17 protein-coding genes are annotated in these 16,526 nt (G+C 70.4%); 8 read left to right on the forward strand and 9 right to left on the reverse strand.

Translation table 11 applies throughout. The annotated features are described in order from the left end of the window. The 6 genes from FUT87_RS31380 to FUT87_RS09105 all read right to left on the reverse strand — a co-directional run. A partial coding sequence (locus tag FUT87_RS31380) for a methyl-accepting chemotaxis protein (protein ID WP_147240826.1) occupies positions 1-1,190 on the reverse strand: 1,190 nt, incomplete at its 3' end. A 161-nt stretch (positions 1,191-1,351) separates the two neighbouring features. Further along, positions 1,352-2,671: a histidinol dehydrogenase gene (gene hisD, locus FUT87_RS09085; RefSeq protein ID WP_147240827.1), complete on the reverse strand. Its 1,320-nt coding sequence runs from the start codon at positions 2,669-2,671 to the stop codon at positions 1,352-1,354. 58 nt (positions 2,672-2,729) lie between these two features. Continuing rightward, positions 2,730-3,371, reverse strand: coding sequence for an ATP phosphoribosyltransferase (gene hisG, locus FUT87_RS09090; protein ID WP_147240828.1), 642 nt, complete (start codon positions 3,369-3,371; stop codon positions 2,730-2,732). 115 nt (positions 3,372-3,486) lie between these two features. Further along, positions 3,487-3,750 carry a BolA family protein gene (locus tag FUT87_RS09095; RefSeq protein ID WP_091721214.1) on the reverse strand — a complete coding sequence of 88 codons (264 nt, stop codon included), beginning with the start codon at positions 3,748-3,750 and terminating at the stop codon, positions 3,487-3,489. A gap of 97 nt (positions 3,751-3,847) precedes the next feature. After that, positions 3,848-4,630 carry an ABC transporter permease gene (locus tag FUT87_RS09100; protein ID WP_091721209.1) on the reverse strand — a complete coding sequence of 261 codons (783 nt, stop codon included), beginning with the start codon at positions 4,628-4,630 and terminating at the stop codon, positions 3,848-3,850. Further along, on the reverse strand, positions 4,627-5,583 hold the full coding sequence (locus FUT87_RS09105; protein ID WP_255511740.1) for an ABC transporter ATP-binding protein: 957 nt from the start codon (positions 5,581-5,583) through the stop codon (positions 4,627-4,629). Before FUT87_RS09105 ends, FUT87_RS09100 begins: the two co-directional genes overlap by 4 nt. A gap of 90 nt (positions 5,584-5,673) precedes the next feature. Between FUT87_RS09105 and FUT87_RS09110 the strand changes: the two genes are divergently transcribed. Both FUT87_RS09110 and FUT87_RS09115 read left to right on the forward strand, forming a co-directional pair. Next, complete coding sequence (locus tag FUT87_RS09110) at positions 5,674-6,345, forward strand: TetR/AcrR family transcriptional regulator (RefSeq protein WP_091721202.1); 672 nt, start codon at positions 5,674-5,676, stop codon at positions 6,343-6,345. Positions 6,346-6,516: 171 nt separating this feature from the next. Next, positions 6,517-6,846: a hypothetical protein gene (locus tag FUT87_RS09115; RefSeq protein WP_147240829.1), complete on the forward strand. Its 330-nt coding sequence runs from the start codon at positions 6,517-6,519 to the stop codon at positions 6,844-6,846. A gap of 70 nt (positions 6,847-6,916) precedes the next feature. Here FUT87_RS09115 and FUT87_RS09120 read toward each other — a convergent pair whose 3' ends face one another. Then, positions 6,917-8,350 carry a wax ester/triacylglycerol synthase family O-acyltransferase gene (locus FUT87_RS09120; protein WP_147240830.1) on the reverse strand — a complete coding sequence of 478 codons (1,434 nt, stop codon included), beginning with the start codon at positions 8,348-8,350 and terminating at the stop codon, positions 6,917-6,919. Between FUT87_RS09120 and FUT87_RS09125 the strand changes: the two genes are divergently transcribed. Next, positions 8,343-8,546 (forward strand): hypothetical protein, encoded by a 204-nt coding sequence (locus FUT87_RS09125; protein WP_147240831.1) that lies wholly within the window; start codon positions 8,343-8,345, stop codon positions 8,544-8,546. The two genes, FUT87_RS09120 and FUT87_RS09125, sit on opposite strands and share 8 nt — an antisense overlap. A gap of 117 nt (positions 8,547-8,663) precedes the next feature. Continuing rightward, a complete protein-coding gene (locus FUT87_RS09130; protein ID WP_091721188.1) occupies positions 8,664-8,915 on the forward strand; it encodes an acyl-CoA-binding protein in 252 nt (83 codons plus the stop codon). A gap of 36 nt (positions 8,916-8,951) precedes the next feature. Here the strand turns inward: FUT87_RS09130 and FUT87_RS09135 are convergent, their stop codons facing one another. Next, positions 8,952-10,031 carry an aminopeptidase gene (locus FUT87_RS09135; RefSeq protein ID WP_147240832.1) on the reverse strand — a complete coding sequence of 360 codons (1,080 nt, stop codon included), beginning with the start codon at positions 10,029-10,031 and terminating at the stop codon, positions 8,952-8,954. A gap of 25 nt (positions 10,032-10,056) precedes the next feature. After that, on the reverse strand, positions 10,057-12,135 hold the full coding sequence (locus tag FUT87_RS09140) for a molybdopterin-dependent oxidoreductase (protein WP_147240833.1): 2,079 nt from the start codon (positions 12,133-12,135) through the stop codon (positions 10,057-10,059). Positions 12,136-12,270: 135 nt separating this feature from the next. Here FUT87_RS09140 and FUT87_RS09145 point away from each other — a divergent pair, with 135 nt between their 5' ends. The 4 genes from FUT87_RS09145 to FUT87_RS09160 all read left to right on the forward strand — a co-directional run bounded on the left by FUT87_RS09145 (position 12,271) and on the right by FUT87_RS09160 (position 16,323). Then, positions 12,271-13,473, forward strand: coding sequence for an ABC transporter substrate-binding protein (locus tag FUT87_RS09145; RefSeq protein WP_404935378.1), 1,203 nt, complete (start codon positions 12,271-12,273; stop codon positions 13,471-13,473). A 183-nt stretch (positions 13,474-13,656) separates the two neighbouring features. Further along, on the forward strand, positions 13,657-14,871 hold the full coding sequence (locus FUT87_RS09150; protein ID WP_147240834.1) for a M20 aminoacylase family protein: 1,215 nt from the start codon (positions 13,657-13,659) through the stop codon (positions 14,869-14,871). Positions 14,872-14,924: 53 nt separating this feature from the next. Next, the gene (locus FUT87_RS09155; protein WP_091721170.1) at positions 14,925-15,524 is read left to right on the forward strand and encodes a DUF1415 domain-containing protein; all 600 of its coding nucleotides are present in this window, start codon (positions 14,925-14,927) and stop codon (positions 15,522-15,524) included. Between the two features lie 190 nt (positions 15,525-15,714). After that, complete coding sequence (locus FUT87_RS09160; protein ID WP_147240836.1) at positions 15,715-16,323, forward strand: cysteine hydrolase family protein; 609 nt, start codon at positions 15,715-15,717, stop codon at positions 16,321-16,323. Positions 16,324-16,526 lie beyond the last annotated feature (203 nt).

The following is a 16,526-nucleotide window of genomic DNA, read 5'->3' on the forward strand; positions in this document are numbered from 1 at the left end:
GCCACCACCGCGAAGCCGCGGCCCTGCTCGCCGGCGCGGGCGGCTTCCACCGCCGCGTTCAGCGCCAGGATGTTGGTCTGGAAGGCGATGCCGTCGATGGTGCCGATGATGTCAGCGATCTTGCGCGAGGACGCATTGATCTGGTCCATCGTGCTGACCACCTCGGACACCACCACGCCGCCGCGGTCGGCGACCTGGCTGGCGTTGAGCGCGAGCTGGCTGGCCTGGCGCGTGGCGTCCGCGTTCATGCGCACCGTGTCGGTCAGCGCCTGCATCGTGGCCGAGGTCTCCTCCAGGCTGGAGGCCATCTGCTCGGTCCGCGCCGACAGGTCGCTGCTGCCCGCAGCCACCTCGCCGCTGGACATCGCGATGCTCTCCGCGCTGGTGCGCACCGTCGACAGCGAGCGGTTGAGCGCGCCCTGCATCGCCGAGAGCGCTTGCGCCAGCTGTCCCAGCTCGTCGCGACGCGAGGTGTCGATGTCGACGGTCAGGTCGCCCTCGGCGACGCGGCTGGCGACGCCCACCATGTCGGTCAGCGGCCGGACGGTGCTGCGGGTCAGGTAGAAGGCCAGCGCGCCGCCGGCCGCCAGCGCGGCGACGATCAGCACGCCCATCGTCGTGAGCACGGCCTTGTAGACCGCGCGCGACGCTTCGACGTCGGCCTCGGCCCCCTGGGTGTTGATGTCCACCAGCTTCTGCGTCGCGCCGATGACGGCACCGAAGGCCTTGCTGGATTCGCCGCTGACGGTGGCCAGGTACTCGCCGCGGTTGCCGGCCTTGCGCGCCGCGATCAGCCGGTCCTGGATGCCCAGGTAGGCGGCGTACTGCGCCTTGGCGTCCTTCCACTGCTCGGACTCCTGCGGCGTGCTGACCATCGTCTCGTAGGTCTTGGCCAGCTCGGGCAGCGTCTTCTCGCGCAGCGTCTTGATGCGCTCCTGCTGCTCCTCGACCTCGAGGACCACTTCCTTCAGGCACATCGACATCTCGGCGCGCCGCAGCTCGTTGAGCTGCCCGCGCAGCGCGTTGATGGCGTTGATCGACGGGATCCAGTCCCCGCCCATGTCCTCGACGTTCTTCTGAATCGCCTGCATGCGGTTGATGGCCACGATGCCCACGAGCACCGTGGCCAGCAGCACCGCTGCAAACCCCAGGGAGATGCGCACACCGACGCGCAGATCGGAGACCTTCATGCTTCGCCGTCCTCTTGTGGAGATGTCGGCGAATCCTAGAACGTCCGCCCCGGCGGGCGAACCTCAAAACAGCGTCAAAAGTGGCGGCTTATCCGCGAGCCAGGGTTTGCCCGGCGCCGCCGCGTGAAATCTGCGCAGGCGGGGCGGCCGCCGACGCGGCCTCAGCGCTTGAGCCGGAACTCCGCCGCCTGCGCATGCGCCTGCAGGCCTTCGCCGTAGGCCAGCGTCGCGGCGATCGGGCCCAGCACCTGCGCGCCGGCCTCGCTGACCTCGATCAGGCTGGAGCGCTTCTGGAAGTCGTAGACGCCCAGCGGCGAGGAGAAACGCGCCGTGCCCGAGGTCGGCAGCACATGGTTGGGGCCGGCGCAGTAGTCGCCGAGCGACTCGCTGGTGTAGGCGCCCAGGAAGATCGCGCCGGCGTGGCGCAGCAGCGGCTCCCAGCGGTGCGGGTCGGCGCTGGAGACCTCGAGGTGTTCCGGCGCGATGCGATTGCTGATCTCGCAGGCCTCCTCCATCGAGCGCGTGTGGATCAGCGCGCCCCGCCCTTCCAGCGACGCGCGGATCACGTCGCGGCGCGGCATCCCGGGCAGCAGGCGCTCAATGGCCTCGCGCACCTGCGCGATGTAGGCGGCGTCGGGGCACAGCAGGATGCTCTGCGCGAGCTCGTCGTGCTCGGCCTGGCTGAACAGGTCCATCGCGACCCAGTCCGGCGGCGTCGTGCCGTCGGCGAGCACGAGGATCTCGCTCGGCCCCGCGATCATGTCGATGCCGACCTGGCCGAAGACGTGTTTCTTCGCGCTGGCGACGTAGGCGTTGCCCGGTCCGGTGATCTTGTCGACGCGTGGCACGGTGGCCGTGCCGTAGGCCAGCGCCGCCACCGCCTGCGCGCCGCCGATGGTGAAGGCGCGGTGCACGCCGGCCACGTAGGCCGCGGCCAGCACCAGCGGATTCTTCTCGCCGCGCGGCGTGGGCACGACCATCACGATCTCCGGCACGCCGGCGACCTGCGCGGGGATCGCGTTCATCAGCACGCTCGAGGGATACGCGGCCTTGCCGCCCGGCACGTAGATGCCGACACGATCCAGCGGCGTGACCTTCTGGCCCAGCAGCGTGCCGTCCTCGTCGCGATAGCTCCAGCTCTCGCCGCAGGCCTGCTTCTGGCGCTCGTGATAGCGGCGCACCCGCTCGGCGGCCTGGGTCAGGGCTTTCGCCTGCTCCGCGGGCAGGCCGTCGAAGGCGGCCCGCAGCTCCTCGCGCGTCAGCTCCAGCGCGCCGAGCGTCGCGGCCTCCAGGTGGTCGAAGCGGGCGGTGTACGCCAGCACCGCGGCGTCGCCGCGGGCGCGCACGTCGGCCAGGATCTCGGCGACGCGCGACTCGATCGCGGCATCGGTCTCGGCGGACCAGTGCAGCACGCGCTGGAATTGCGCGTCGAAGTCGGCGTCGGTGGTGACGAGGGTGCGAAGTTGAAGGGCTGGGCTCATGGCGGGGCTCCGGGCAGGCGTCGGGGGCGGTCGGTCGGACGATCGATCAGGCGGTCGATCAGGCGTTCGGGATGGCCGACCCGATCGCGTCGATCAGCGGCTTGAGCGCCTCGCGCTTGAGCTTGAGCGCCGCCTGGTTGACGACCAGGCGCGAGGAGATGTCCATGATCCGCTCCACCTCGACCAGCCGGTTGGCCTTGAGCGTGCTGCCGGTGGAGACCAGGTCGACGATGGCGTCCGCCAGGCCGGTCAGCGGCGCCAGCTCCATCGAGCCGTAGAGCTTGATGAGGTCCACGTGCACGCCCTTGTCGGCGAAGTGCTGGCGCGCGATCGAGGTGTACTTGGTCGCCACGCGCAGCCGCGAGCCCTGGTGCACGGCGTTCTCGTAATCGAAGTCGTCCCGCACCGCGACGCTCATGCGGCACTGCGCGATGCGCAGGTCCAGCGGCTGGTACAGGCCCTGGCCGCCGTGCTCGATCAGCACGTCGCGGCCGGCCACGCCCAGGTCGGCGCCGCCGTACTCGACGTAGGTCGGCACGTCGGTCGCGCGCACGAGCACCACGCGCACCTCGGCCTGGTTGGTCGGGAGGATCAGCTTGCGGGAGCTGTCCGGGTCTTCCAGCACGGAGATGCCCGCGGCCGCCAGCAGCGGCAGGGTCTCTTCGAAGATGCGGCCCTTGGAAAGTGCCAGGGTGATCATGCGGTGTCCTCGGTGAACGCGCGCTCCACGCGGAAGCGCTTCGGGCTGTTCAGCGGGACGGCAGCGGGTTCACCGGACGGGCCACACCGCCACCCGCCTCGCAGCCGGGTGGCTTTCAGTGATGGTGATGCGCGCTGCCTTGCTGCGCGAACTCGGCGGGGGTCAGCGTCTTCATCGACAGCGCGTGGATCTGCTCGCGCATGCGATCGCCCAGTGCCTGGTACACGCGCTGGTGGCGCTTGATCCGGCTCAGGCCCTCGAACTCGGCCGACACGATCGTCGCGAAGAAATGGCGTCCGTCGCCCTCGACCTGGAGCTCGCTGCAAGCGAGACCCTGGGCGATGTAGCTCTGGACTTCTGCGGGGGTCGGATCGGCCATGATGGGGCGGGATTCTACTCGGGCGCCTCGCGCGGGCGCTTTCGTGCTTGGAGAGGCCCGGCTTGCGGGGCCGGGCCGGCGCGGTCGTCGCGACGGTTCAGTGGCGGATCTTGTAGCCGCGGCGCAGCAGCTCCAGCGCGACCGCGGCCACCGCGGCGAAGGCGATCGCCACCACGCCCAGGCTCACCCACGGCGAGGCGTCGCTGACGCCGAAGAAGCCGTGGCGGAAGCCGTCGATCATGTAGAAGAACGGGTTCAGGTGGCTGACGCCCTGCCAGAACGCGGGCAGCGAATGCACCGAGTAGAAGACGCCCGACAGGAAGGTCATCGGCATCACGATGAAGTTCTGGAAGGCGGCCATCTGGTCGAACTTCTCCGCCCACAGGCCGGCGATCAGGCCGAGCGAGCCCATCAGCCCCGCGCCCAGGATCGCGAAGGCCAGCACCCACAGCGGCTTGGCCATGCCTGGCGGCGCGAACCACACGGTAGCGACGAACACGCCCGCACCGACCATCAGCCCGCGGATCACCGACGCGCCGACGTAGGCCAGGAACCAGGCCCAGTGCGACAGCGGCGTGACCAGCAGGAACACCAGGTTGCCGGTGATCTTGCTCTGGATCAGCGAGGAGCTGCTGTTGGCGAAGGCGTTCTGCAGCACGCTCATCATCACCAGGCCCGGGATCAGGAAGCTGGTGTAGCCGACGGTGCCGTAGACCTTGACGTGGTCCTCCAGCACATGGCCGAAGACCAGCAGGTAAAGCACCGCGGTCAGCACCGGCGCGCCCACGGTCTGGAAGCCGACCTTCCAGAAGCGCAGCACCTCCTTGTAGAAGAGCGGGCGGGCGCCCTCGAGGCGGATCGGGAAATGGCTGGCGCTCATGCGCGGCCCCCTTGCATGATTTCCAGGAAGACGTCCTCGAGGTCGGCGCGGCCGATCTCCAGGTCCTCGATGGGCACGGCGGCCTGGCGCAGCGTGGCCAGGATCTGCTCGACCTCGGCCGCGTCGTGCGCGGTGAGCTGGACGATGCGGCCGGTGACGCGGGCGCGCTCGGCCAGCGCCAGCGGCAGCGCGGAGTCGGTCTTGAACTGCAGCATGGTCGAGGCGGTGCCGGCAAGCAGCTCGGAGGTGCGGTTCAGCGCGACGATCCGGCCTTGCTTGAGCATCGCGATGCGGTGGCACAGCGCCTCGGCCTCCTCGAGGTAATGCGTCGTGAGCAGGACGGTGTGGCCCTCGCGGTTCAGGCGCGCGATGAACTGCCACAGCGTCTGGCGCAGCTCGACGTCGACGCCGGCGGTGGGCTCGTCCAGCACGATGACCGGCGGGCGGTGCACCAGCGCCTGCGCCACCAGCACGCGGCGCTTCATGCCGCCGGAGAGCTGGCGCATGTTGTTGTGGGCCTTGTCGGCCAGGCCGAGGTTGAGCAGCAGCTCGTCGATCCAGTCGTCGTTGTGGCGCACGCCGAAGTAGCCGGACTGGATGCGCAGCGTCTCGCGCACGCTGAAGAACGGGTCGAAGACCAGCTCCTGCGGCACGATGCCCAGCTTCTTGCGGGCGTTGGCGTAGTCGTCCACGACGTCATGGCCCAGCACCGACACCTGCCCGCCGCTGGCGCGCGACAGGCCGGCCAGGATGCTGATCAGGCTGGTCTTGCCGGCGCCGTTGGGGCCGAGCAGGCCGAAGAACTCACCGGGCTGGATGTCGAAGCTGACGCCGTCCAGCGCGCGGAACTGGCCGGCCCGGTAGGTCTTGCTGACATTGCTGAATCGCAGGGCGGGCGGACCGCCGGCCGGCGCGGGCATGGCGGCCGGCTGTTGTTGGGGGCTTGCGGGCATGGGCGCGGATTGTAGGGAGCGGGCCCGCCCCGTGCCCGCCTGGGGTCATGACAGAATGCGCCCACCTCCCCCCACCACGCCCACGGGCCCATGGCCACCAAGAAGCCGCGCCGCACCGCCGAACGCATCCTCGAAGTCACGCTGGACCTCTTCAATCGCTTCGGCGAGCCGAACGTCTCGACCACGCTGATTTCGGCGGAGCTCGGCATCTCGCCCGGCAACCTGTACTACCACTACCCGGCCAAGGACGAGTTGATCAACGCGCTGTTCAACCGCTACGACAAGTCGCTGTCGGAGCTGCTGGGCGCGGTGGGCAACGTGCGCAACGTGGAGGACGCCTGGCTGTTCTTCCACATGCTGTTCGAGCTGATCTGGCAGCACCGCTTCCTGTACCGCGACCTCAACGACCTGCTGTCCAAGAACCGCAAGCTGGAGACGCACTTCCAGCATGTGCTGGAGCAGAAGACGCAGGCGATGGTGGGCCTGCTGGGCGGGCTGCAGGCCAGCGGCGCGCTGACCATGCAGGTGCGCGAGGCCGTGCCCACCGCCAACGCGATGGTGGTGCTGCTGAGCTATTGGCTGAGCTACGAATACGTGCGCGATCCGCGCAACGCGCTGGAGCCCGACCGCGCCGGCGAGGCGCTGATGCGCGGCGCCTTCCACGTGCTGGGGCTGCTGCTGCCCTACCTGGAGCCGACCTCGCGGGACCACCTGTTCCAGCTGGCGGGCAAGTACCAGGCGCCCGCGGACGGCACGGCCTGACCCCCGGGAGCCGCCCTAGCGCTTCGGCGGACTAGCATCCGGTTCCGCAGCGGGCCTCCGAGGAAACCCTGGCATCGCGCGCGGCCGGCCCCCCTGGTCGCGGTTGGCGTCGAAAAACGACACCCTATAAATTAGGGATATCGCATTCAACGACCTCTAGGGACCGACTCCATGACGCGCATCCTGATCTCCGCCGCCCTGCTGGCCCTGGCCGCCCCGATGGTGCACGCCGCCTCTGCCGAGAACGCCGACGCCAAGGCCCTGCGCGCCGAGTGCGCCAGCCAGCACGCGGTGCGCTTCGAGCAGCCGGCCGCCGCCAACGAGTACCGCTTCGTCTACAACCGCGGCGAGTACCGCGGCGAGGCCACCTCCGGCCAGCCCGTCGCCTGCGCCCAGACGCAGTACGCCGAGTACCTGGCCAGCGCCGACCCGGTCAAGGTGATGTCCGCCTACCCGACCGCCGCCGGCCGTCCGCAGCCGGCGAAGAAGGCCGCCAAGTAAGGCGTCCTGCCCCAGTGACGAACGCCGCCCCCGGGCGGCGTTCTGCATGGCGCGGACGGCGGGCCGGCGCTCAGTCCTTCGTCTCCCACGGGAGCATCAGCGCCAGCGTGAGCAGGTGTTGGAACTCGGGTTCGAAGTGGGCCACGATGGCCTGCGGATCGGGGCACAGGCCGGCGTCGGCGATGAGGCCGAACTGCACCTGGCCGGCGTAGGTCAGGATGCTGATGCCCAGGCTCATGTCGCCGGCCTGCGGCGCCCAGAACATGACGCGCTCGACCGCCGAGTCGCACAGCCGCAGCGTCTGCGCCGGGCCCGGCACGTGGGTCATCAGCGCCGTCGCCTTGCGCGACAGGGTCTTGAGCATCGCCCGCTGCGCGGCCTTCTCGACCGTGCCGGAGGTCGCCATCAGCCCCAGCGACAGCGCCGGCCGCAGGCTGTTCTTGAGCGCCTGCGTCTGCGCGTGCACCGCGTAGAGCCGCTTGACCGGATTCGTGATGCCCACCGGCATCGGCAGCGGCACCATGCCGAAGCGGTTGCCCAGTTGCCAGGCCGTCTCCAGCGGCCGCAGGTTGACCGGCACCAGCGCGCGGATCTCCTGGCCCTCGGTGTCGTCGCCGTGGCCGCGCAGGTAGAGCCCGATCGCGCCGGCGACGCAGCTCAGCAGCACGTCGTTCACCGACACGTTCATCGACTTGCCCACCGCCTTGACGGCGTCCAGCGCCAGCGGCGCACCCCAGGCCACCCGCTTGGCGCGGCCGGCCTTGCCCTTGAGGCGGGTCTTGGCGTCATCGGGCGCCTCGGTCAGCGCCGCCGCGTCCTCCAGCACCTGGCGGCCGAGCCGCTCGGCCGGCGAGGCGGCCGCGGCGCCCGAGCGGTCCGAGCCGGCGCGTTCCTGGATCTCGCGCACCGTCCAGGCATGGATCGGCTTGACCATCGCGTCGGCGAGCCATTCGGGCTCGGCGTCGTCGCCGCTCGCGACCGAGCCGGCCTTCGCCTTCGCCGCCTTCGCCGCCGGAGTCTTCTTCGGTCCCGCCACGGCCTGCGCCGGCGGCACCGCGCCGCCATCGGTGATCGACAGCAGCACCGCGATCAGCGCGATGCCGTCGGCGATGCAGTGATGCACGCGCGCGATCAGCGCGCTGCTGCCGTCGTAATGCTCGATCAGGTGCAGCTGCCACAGCGGCCGCGACGGATCGAGCGGCTCGGCGGCCAGCTCGGCCAGGCGGTCCTGCAGCGCGCCTTCCAGCGGTCGGCCGCGGCGGCGCGGCAGGGTCTCGGGCACCACGTGGCGGGCGATGTCGACCTCGGCGTCCTCCACCCACCAGGCGCTGTCGCCGTTTTCGACGACGCGCTGCCGGAAGCGCGGGAAGCGCAGCAGCCGCTCGGCCACGCGGCGGCGCAGGTCCTCCAGCGTGATGGCCGGCTTCAGCAGCAGCACGCCGTGGATGACCATGCGGTTGGCCTCGGTGTCCAGGCGCAGCCAGGCGGTGTCGACCTTGGACATCGGCTCCGCGTCGCGCGGGAGGCCGGCGGGCTTCGCGGCCCTCGCGGACGACGCCGACCGCGCGGGCGGTGCGGCCGTCTTCGACGGCGTGGACTTGGCGCTCCGGCGGGAGGGCGACGGGCGCGACGCGGCGGAAGTGGGCAATGCGGTCTCCTGGCGGAAGGGGTTCTGGCGGCGGGCGATGCGCTCCCGATGATGCGTCATCTAGAGAGGCGGCCCCAGTCCGCGCCGGGAGGTGGGCTGGGTAACATCGCGGCCGTCCGTCCCGATTGTCGCCAACGGGACGCCCTGCTCATCGCCATGGGAGACACACATGAGCCTCAAGGACCAGTTCGACGCGGCCGTCGCCGATTCCAAGACCCTGCCCGAGCGGCCGGACAACCAGACCCTGCTGAAGCTGTACGCGCTGTTCAAGCAGGCCACCGCCGGGGATGTCGAGGGCGATCGCCCCGGCATGACGGACTTCGTCAACCGCGCCAAGTGGGACGCCTGGAAGACGCTGGAAGGCAAGACCAGCGACGAGGCGATGCAGGACTACATCGACCTGGTCGAAGGCCTGAAGTAAGCAGCCTCGCAAGCGGCTCTCCAAGCGGCTTCGGCCTCAGCGGGACAGCGCCGCCCGGCGCTCGTCCTTGGGAAGCTTGGCCAGTCGCTGGACTTCCGCGTAGAAGCGCGGCCAGTCCCCGTCAAGGCGCTCGAACAACCGGAGGAAGTCCGGCACCAGGTCCGTGTAGCTGCCCTGGATCGCCAGCGCCGGCGTGTTCAGGCCCGAGACCCAGCGATCGAAGCGCGTGTCACCGCCCCAGCGGTCCCGCTTCATCGCCTCGTAGTCGGCGCGTAGCCGCGCGAAGGCCGCGGCCTTGCCGGCGCGCTTCTCGTCGTCGCTGGCGGTGCTGCGGAAGACCTCGCGCAACTGCTCGCGCGTCGCCTTGAGCAGCGCCTGGACCTCGTCCTGCCGGCGGCGTGACTGCTCGTCCTCGCGCAATGCGTCCGGACGGTCCTTCAGCCAGCGCGCGACGCCGATCTGCTCGACCGCGGTCGCGAAGCTCTCGTTGAAGGTGGTGTCGTCATTCGCGTAGGCCACCTGGTGCGCGAGCTCGTGGAAGATCATCCGCGCAAGCTGCCCCTCCGGATACCGGATGAAGGTGTTGAGCAGCGGATCGCCGCCCAGCCAGTTGCTCCAGCCCAGCGAGGAATAGGCCGGCACGCCGTACACATAGGGCTCGTAGCCGTCCTGGCGCAGCTGCTGCGCGAGCGCGCGCGCGGCCTGCGGATCGAAGTAGCCGCGGTAGCCGGCGCAGCCCATGATCGGGTAGCACCAGGTCTTCAGCTGCAGGCTCAGCTCCGGCGTCGCGACGACGTTCCACACGGCGGCGCCGCGCTTGAGGTCGGCGTAGCGGCGGTAGCTGTCGTTGTCCGGCAGCTTCAGCTCCGACGACGCATAGGCGCGCAGCGCCTGCGACAGCACCAGTTGCTGGCGGATTTCCGGATCCAGGTCGGGCTGCGCGAGCCAGTCGTCGACCGGCTTGGCCGCGCGCACCAGCGACAGGTGACCCGACAGCGACTGCCCGTAATAGGACAGCTGCGCGCAACCGCCCAGCGCGAACAGCGCCAGCAGCAGCGGCGCGAGGCACAGCGCCTTCAGTCCGCGAGGGATCCGAGTCGTGATCGGCTGCGTCATCGGCGTCGCCGTCCGTGCGCGGCGCTCAGGCCGCGGCGACCTCGACCAGGCAGTCGTAGAAGCACGGCGCGCGGCCCATGTCGGTGAGCCGCTGATGCGTCACCTCGTTGACGTTGCGGCCGTCGGCGCCGAGCTTGCGCCACCAGATGCCCAGCCCGTGCACGACGCCCTCGCGCGCGCGGGCGCTGACGTCCAGCCGGCAGGCATAGCTGCCGCGGTCGTTGAAGACCCGCACCAGCTGTCCATCGGCCAGGCCGCGCGCGGCGGCGTCGCCGGCGCTCATCTCGAGCACCTGCTCGCCTTCGATGTCGCGCAGGCTCTTCACGTTCACGAAGGTGCTGTTCAGGTGGTTGCGCGCCGGCGGCGAGATCATCGCCAGCGGATACCGCGCCGCCAGCGCCGGCGCGCTGGACCGGCTCTCGTAGTTGGCCACGTAGTCCGCGCCGCGCGCATCGGCCTTGCCGCTGGCCGACGGGAAGCCGCCCTCGGCGAACGGCGCCTCCTTGAGCGGCAGCTTGAACCAGCCGCGCTCGCGCAGCTGGGCCAGGTCGATGTCGTCGCGGAAGGCCTGGCGCAGCAGCGCCTCGTCGTCATCGTGGAAGGCGGGCTCGTCGAAACCCATCGCCGCGGCGAGCTCGCGGAAGATCCGCGTGTTGGACCGCGACTCGCCCAGCGGCGCGACCGCCGGCTCGTTGACCAGCACGTCGGTGTGGCCGTAGCTGGTGTGGATGTCCAGGTGCTCGAGCTGCGTGGTCGCCGGCAGCACGTAGTCGGCCAGGTCGGCGGTGTCGGTCAGGAAGTGCTCCAGCACCACGGTGAACAGGTCGGGCCGCTGGAAGCCCGCCACCACCTTGGGCGACTCCGGCGCCACCGCCACCGGGTTGCTGTTGTAGACGACCAGCGCCTCGATGCGCGGCCCGAAGTCGGGCGAGGCCTCGCGCAGCAGGTCGTCGCCGATGGTGCTCATGTTGATCGTGCGGGAGGGCCGGCCGGCGCGCAGCTCGGGACGCTCCAGCGCCGGGTTCTTGAAGGGCGCGAACCAGCCCGAGCTCGACAGCAGCAGCCCGCCCGCGCGATGGCGCCAGGCACCGGTCAGGCAGGGCAGCAGCGCGATCAGGCGCACCGCGTTGCCGCCGCCGCGCACGCGCTGCATGCCGTAGTTCAGCCGGATCGCCGCCGGCGCCAGCGTCGCGTAGTCGCGCGCCAGGCCGCGCACCTCGTCCGCGCTCAGGCCGCATTCGGCCGCCGTGCGCTCGGGGGGCCAGGCCAGCGCCTTCGCGCGCAGCTCCTCCCAGCCGTCGACATGCCGGGCGATGTAGTCGTGGTCCAGCCAGTCCTGGGCGATCAGCTCGTGCATCAGGCCCAGCGCCAGCGCGCCGTCGGTGCCGGGCAGCAGCGCCAGATGCTGGTGGCACTTGTCCGCGGTCTCGGTCTTGCGCGGGTCGATGCAGATCAGCTTCGCGCCCTCGCGCTTGGCCTGGTTGGCGAAGGTCCAGAAATGCAGGTTGGAGGCGATCGAGTTGCTGCCCCAGATGAGGATCAGCTTCGATTCGGCGAAATGCGGCAGGTGCATGCCGACCTTGTGGCCGTAGGTCGCGGCCAGCGCCGCGCCGCCGGCCGAGGCGCAGATGGTGCGGTCCAGGCAGGACGCGCCCAGCCGGTTGAAGAAGCGACCCGCCATGGCCTCGCCCTGCAGCAGGCCCATGGTGCCGGCATAGCTGTAGGGCAGGATGGCCTGCGGGTCGCGCGCCGCGATCGCCTTCAGACGGCCGGCGATCTCGGCGATCGCCTGGTCCCAGCCGATGCGCTCGAAGCGCGGCGGCTCGTGCTTGGCGTTGACGCGCTTGAGCGGGTGCAGCACGCGCTCCGCGTGGTAGGTCCGCTCCGGGTAGCGCGAGACCTTGGTGCACAGCGCGCCGTGGGTGCTGGGATGCTCCGGCTGGCCCTGCACCTTGACCACCTTGCCGTCCTCGACGGTGATGCGCAGGGCGCAGGTGTCGGGGCAGTCATGCGGGCAGGCGCCCTTCACCACCCGCGACGGCGATGCGGGCGTCCGGGCGAGGGCCGGATCGTCGTGGTGATGGGCCGGTGGCGGAAGATTCACGGTCGGTTCTTGGAGAGCGGGCGAGGAACGTCAACTATTGCACAGGCGCCACACGCTTGCGCTTTCTTACCGAACATGGTGACGACGCTTGGCGCACGAACCGCTAAGCTCGCTTGCTGGGGGCCGAAATAGGTCGTGTCGAGCCTCCTGGCGTCAGTCGCTCAGGCAGGCGCCACAACATCTATCGCACCCCCTGGGAGCCTCTCTTGGATCGCCGCCAACTCCTCGCCTCCGCCAGCGCCCTGGGCGCGCTCGCCACCCTGCCCATCCCGACGGCCGTCCGCGCGCAAGGCAAACGCCTCGTGCTGGGCCAGTCGCGCCGCTGACCGGCGCGGCCTCGCAGCTGGGCCTGCAGATGCAGGCGGCGCGAAGCTCTTCTTCGACGCGCAGAACGCCGCCGGCGGCATCAACGGCACCCTGATCGAGCTGCGCACGCTGGACGACGGCTACGAGCCGGACCGCTGCAAGGCCAACACCGAGAAACTGATCGCCGACGACGTCTTCGCGCTGTTCGGCTACGTCGGCACGCCGACCTCGCTGGCCGCGCTGCCGCTGGTCAACCAGGCCAAGATCCCGTTCGTGGCGCCCTTCACCGGCGCCGAGGCGCTGCGCGATCCGTTCAGCCCCTGGGTCTATCACGTGCGCGCCTCGTATTACGACGAGACCGCCCTGATCGTGAAGCAGCTGGCCCACCTGGGTCTGATGCGGATCTCCGTCTTCCACCAGAACGACGCCTACGGCAAGGCCGGCCTGGACGGCGTGCTGCGCGCGATGAAGCCGCTGTCGATCCAGCCGCTGGCCACCTCCACCGTCGAGCGCAACAGCGTCGACGTCGCCAAGGCGGTCAAGGACCTGGTGCAGACCGGCGCGCCGCCCGAGGCCATCGTCATGATCAGCGCCTACAAGAGCTGCGCCGCCTTCATCCGCGCCGCGCGCAAGGCCGGCTACGGCGGCGTGTTCTACAACGTCTCCTTCGTCGGCACCCAGGCGCTGCTGGAGGAATTGGGCAAGGACGCGATGGGCGTGGTGGTCAGCCAGGTCATGCCCTACCCGTTCGGCACGCAGGTCGGCGTGGTCCACGAATACCAGCAGGCCGCCACCAAGGCCGGCCAGAAGTTCAACTACACCGCCATCGAGGGCTACATCGGCGCCAAGGTCATCAGCGAGGGCATCCGCCGCGCGACCCGCCCGACCCGCGAGGGCCTGGTCGCCGGGCTGGACAGCCTGCAGAACTACAACCTCGGCGGCTTCAACGTGAACTTCAGGCCCAACAAGCATGTCGGCTCGAGCTTCGTCGAGATGACCCTGCTGACCAGCGACGGACGCGTGAAGCGTTGATCCGGCCTTGATCCGGCAGTGACGCGGCGCTGATCGCCCGGACGGGCGCGGCGGCGTCGGGCACCTTCGCGGTGCGGCGGGTACACTGGCCCGACACAGCGGCGCCGCCCTGAGCGGCGCCGCGGCCTTTCTGGCTCGCGGCAAGCCCGACGCGCTGTCGCGATGACATCGGAGTGCCCGCCCATGAAGCTGATCGAACCCATCCTGGCCGACGCGCCGGCCATCGCCAAGCTGCGACGCGACCTGCACGCGCATCCCGAACTCTGTTTCCATGAAGACCGCACCTCGGACGTGGTCGCGAAAGCGCTGACCGACTGGGGCATCGAGGTCCACCGCGGCCTGGGCAAGACCGGCGTGGTCGGCATCATCCCCGGCCGCGACGGCGGCAGGAGCGGCCGCACGCTGGGCCTGCGCGCCGACATCGACGCGCTGCCCATCACCGAGCACAACACCTTCGCGCACGCCAGCAAGCATCCCGGCAAGATGCATGCGTGCGGCCATGACGGCCACACCGCGATGCTGCTGGCCGCGGCCAAGCACCTGGCCGCGCATCGCGACTTCGACGGCACCGTCTATGTCGTCTTCCAGCCCGCCGAGGAGGGCGGCGGCGGCGCCCGCGAGATGATCAAGGACGGCCTGTTCCGCAAGTTCCCGATGGAGGCCATGTTCGGCGTCCACAACTGGCCGGGCATGGCCGCCGGGCAGTTCGCGCTCAAGACCGGACCGGTCTTCGCCTCGAGCAACGAATTCAAGATCGTGATCAAGGGCAAGGGCGCGCACGGCGCGATGCCGCACCTGGGCACCGACCCGGTGGTCGTGGCCGCGCACCTGGTGCAGGCCTTCCAGACCATCATCACCCGCAACAAGCGGCCGATCGACGCGGGCGTGATCTCGGTGACGATGATCCACGCCGGCGAGGCGACCAACGTGATCCCCGAGCGCTGCGAACTGCAGGGCACGGTGCGGACCTTCACGCTGGAGACGCTGGACCTGATCGAGCGCCGCATGCGGCAGTTGACCGAGGCCACGGGCACCGCCTTCGAGGTCGAGTGCGAGTTCGGCTTCCACCGCAACTACCCGCCGACGATCAACCACCCGGCCGAGACCGAATTCGCCCGCGGCGTGCTGACCGAGATGCTGGGCGCGGCCAATGTGCAGGAGTTCGAGCCCACCATGGGCGCCGAGGACTTCAGCTACTACCTGCAGGAAGTGCCGGGCTGCTACTTCCTGATCGGCAACGGCGACGGCAGCCACCGCGAGGGCGGCCACGGCCTGGGGCCCTGCATGCTGCACAACCCGAGCTACGACTTCAACGACGAGCTGATCCCGCTGGGCGGCTCGATGTGGGTCCGGCTGGTCGACGCCTGGTTCAAGCGGCCGCGCCCGGCCCAGGCCTGAGGGCCGCCGCCTTCCGCGCCCCGCCCTTTCCTTCGACTCCAGCCCCACGCCCGATGACCGCCCCGATCGCGCCCGACCAAGAGAAGACCGTCCGCGAGGACACCCAGCGCTGGCTGCAGCGGGCCGTGATCGGCCTGAACCTGTGCCCCTTCGCCAAGAGCGTGGAGGTCAACCAGCGGCTGCGCACCGTGGTCAGCGCGGCGCACACGCCGGAGGAACTGCTCAAGGACCTGGCGCGCGAGCTGCTGGCGCTCAACCGCGCCGATCCGGAGGAGACGGAGACGACGCTGCTGGTCCATCCGTGGGTGCTCAACGACTTCCTGGACTTCAACGACTTCCTCGGCGCGGCCGACGCGCTGGTCGAGGACCTGGACCTGGACGGCGTGCTGCAGGTCGCCAGCTTCCACCCCGACTACCAGTTCGAGGGCACCGACGCGGACGACGTCGACAACTTCAGCAACCGCTCGCCCTACCCGACGCTGCACCTGCTGCGCGAGGAGAGCATCGAGCGGGCGGTCGAGACCATGCCGGACACCGACGCGATCTACGAGGCCAACATCGACACGCTGCGGCGCATCGGCCGCAAGGGCTGGGACGCGCTGGACCTCGAGGCCAAGCTGCCGCTGGCCCAGCGCACCACGCGCGAGGACTGACCGGTCGAGTGGCGAGGCGCCGCGCCGCCTTGCTCCCTCTCCCGCTTGCGGGAGAGGGGCGGGGGTGAGGGCTGCGATCGTGGCACGTCCGATGTCCTGATTTGACCGCGACTGGTCCTGCGACGGCGCGACGCCGCGCACCTGCGCCGGCACGATGGCGTCCATCACCCACTGCTCGATGGAGCCCTCGATGACCGCCGCCACCGCCTTCCGTCCCGACGCCGACACCGCCGTCCTGCTGATCGACGTCCAGGAATCCTTCCGCCACCGCCCCTACTGGAACCCGGCCGGCTTCGAGCCCTACATGGCCCGCACCAACGCGCTGCTGACCGGCGCCGCCGCGCGCGGCCTGCCGATCGTGCGCATCCTCCACACCGACGGCCCGGCCACGCCGGACAACCCCTTCTCGCTCGTCAGCGGCCATGTGCGTCCAATGGCCGAGCTGGCCAACGTGCCCATCGCCGCCGAGTTCCTCAAGCGCCGCCACAGCGCGCTGGCCGGCACCGGCCTGTCGATCTGGCTGACCGAGCACGGCATCCGCCGCCTGATCGTCGCGGGCATCCGCACCGAGCAGTGCTGCGAGACGACGACGCGCCACGCCAGCGACGAGGGCTGGACCGTCGACTACGTGACCGAGGCGACGCTCACCTTCCCCATCCGGCATGCCAGCGGCGTGGTCGTCGGCGTGGACGAGCTCAAGCTGCGCACCGAGGTGGCGCTGCAGGACCGGTTCGCGCAGATCGTCGACGTCGAGGCGGCGCTCGATCGCGCCACCCAGCGCAGCGCCGTCGCGGCCTGATGGTCGGCGGGTCCACGGCGCGGCGCGCTCGCCCGCGCCGGGAGCCCGCTCTCCCTTGAGCCCCATTCCCGAATGCCCCGGGGCATACTGCCGCGATGTCCTTTCCTGACTCTCCCCTGGCCGCGCGCCGACCGGACGACAACCCGGTCGACGTCTGGATCCTGGTCGAGCGCCACACGCTGCTGCTGGACCTGGCCGGCGCG

The sequence above is a fragment of the Mitsuaria sp. TWR114 genome (assembly GCF_007997345.1).

Bases quoted from the DNA above. Each gene is read 5' to 3' on its own strand.
- FUT87_RS09105 (WP_255511740.1), bottom strand. From the start codon at position 5,583: ATGCCCGCAAGCCCCCAACAACAGCCGGCCGCCATGCCCGCGCCGGCC.
- hisG (WP_147240828.1), bottom strand. From the start codon at position 3,371: ATGATCACCCTGGCACTTTCCAAGGGCCGCATCTTCGAAGAGACCCTG.
- hisD (WP_147240827.1), bottom strand. From the start codon at position 2,671: ATGAGCCCAGCCCTTCAACTTCGCACCCTCGTCACCACCGACGCCGAC.
- FUT87_RS09100 (WP_091721209.1), bottom strand. From the start codon at position 4,630: ATGAGCGCCAGCCATTTCCCGATCCGCCTCGAGGGCGCCCGCCCGCTC.
- FUT87_RS09130 (WP_091721188.1), top strand. From the start codon at position 8,664: ATGAGCCTCAAGGACCAGTTCGACGCGGCCGTCGCCGATTCCAAGACC.
- FUT87_RS09135 (WP_147240832.1), bottom strand. From the start codon at position 10,031: ATGACGCAGCCGATCACGACTCGGATCCCTCGCGGACTGAAGGCGCTG.
- FUT87_RS09120 (WP_147240830.1), bottom strand. From the start codon at position 8,350: ATGTCCAAGGTCGACACCGCCTGGCTGCGCCTGGACACCGAGGCCAAC.
- FUT87_RS09115 (WP_147240829.1), top strand. From the start codon at position 6,517: ATGACGCGCATCCTGATCTCCGCCGCCCTGCTGGCCCTGGCCGCCCCG.
- FUT87_RS09110 (WP_091721202.1), top strand. From the start codon at position 5,674: ATGGCCACCAAGAAGCCGCGCCGCACCGCCGAACGCATCCTCGAAGTC.
- FUT87_RS09095 (WP_091721214.1), bottom strand. From the start codon at position 3,750: ATGGCCGATCCGACCCCCGCAGAAGTCCAGAGCTACATCGCCCAGGGT.
- FUT87_RS09155 (WP_091721170.1), top strand. From the start codon at position 14,925: ATGACCGCCCCGATCGCGCCCGACCAAGAGAAGACCGTCCGCGAGGAC.
- FUT87_RS09160 (WP_147240836.1), top strand. From the start codon at position 15,715: ATGACCGCCGCCACCGCCTTCCGTCCCGACGCCGACACCGCCGTCCTG.
- FUT87_RS09150 (WP_147240834.1), top strand. From the start codon at position 13,657: ATGAAGCTGATCGAACCCATCCTGGCCGACGCGCCGGCCATCGCCAAG.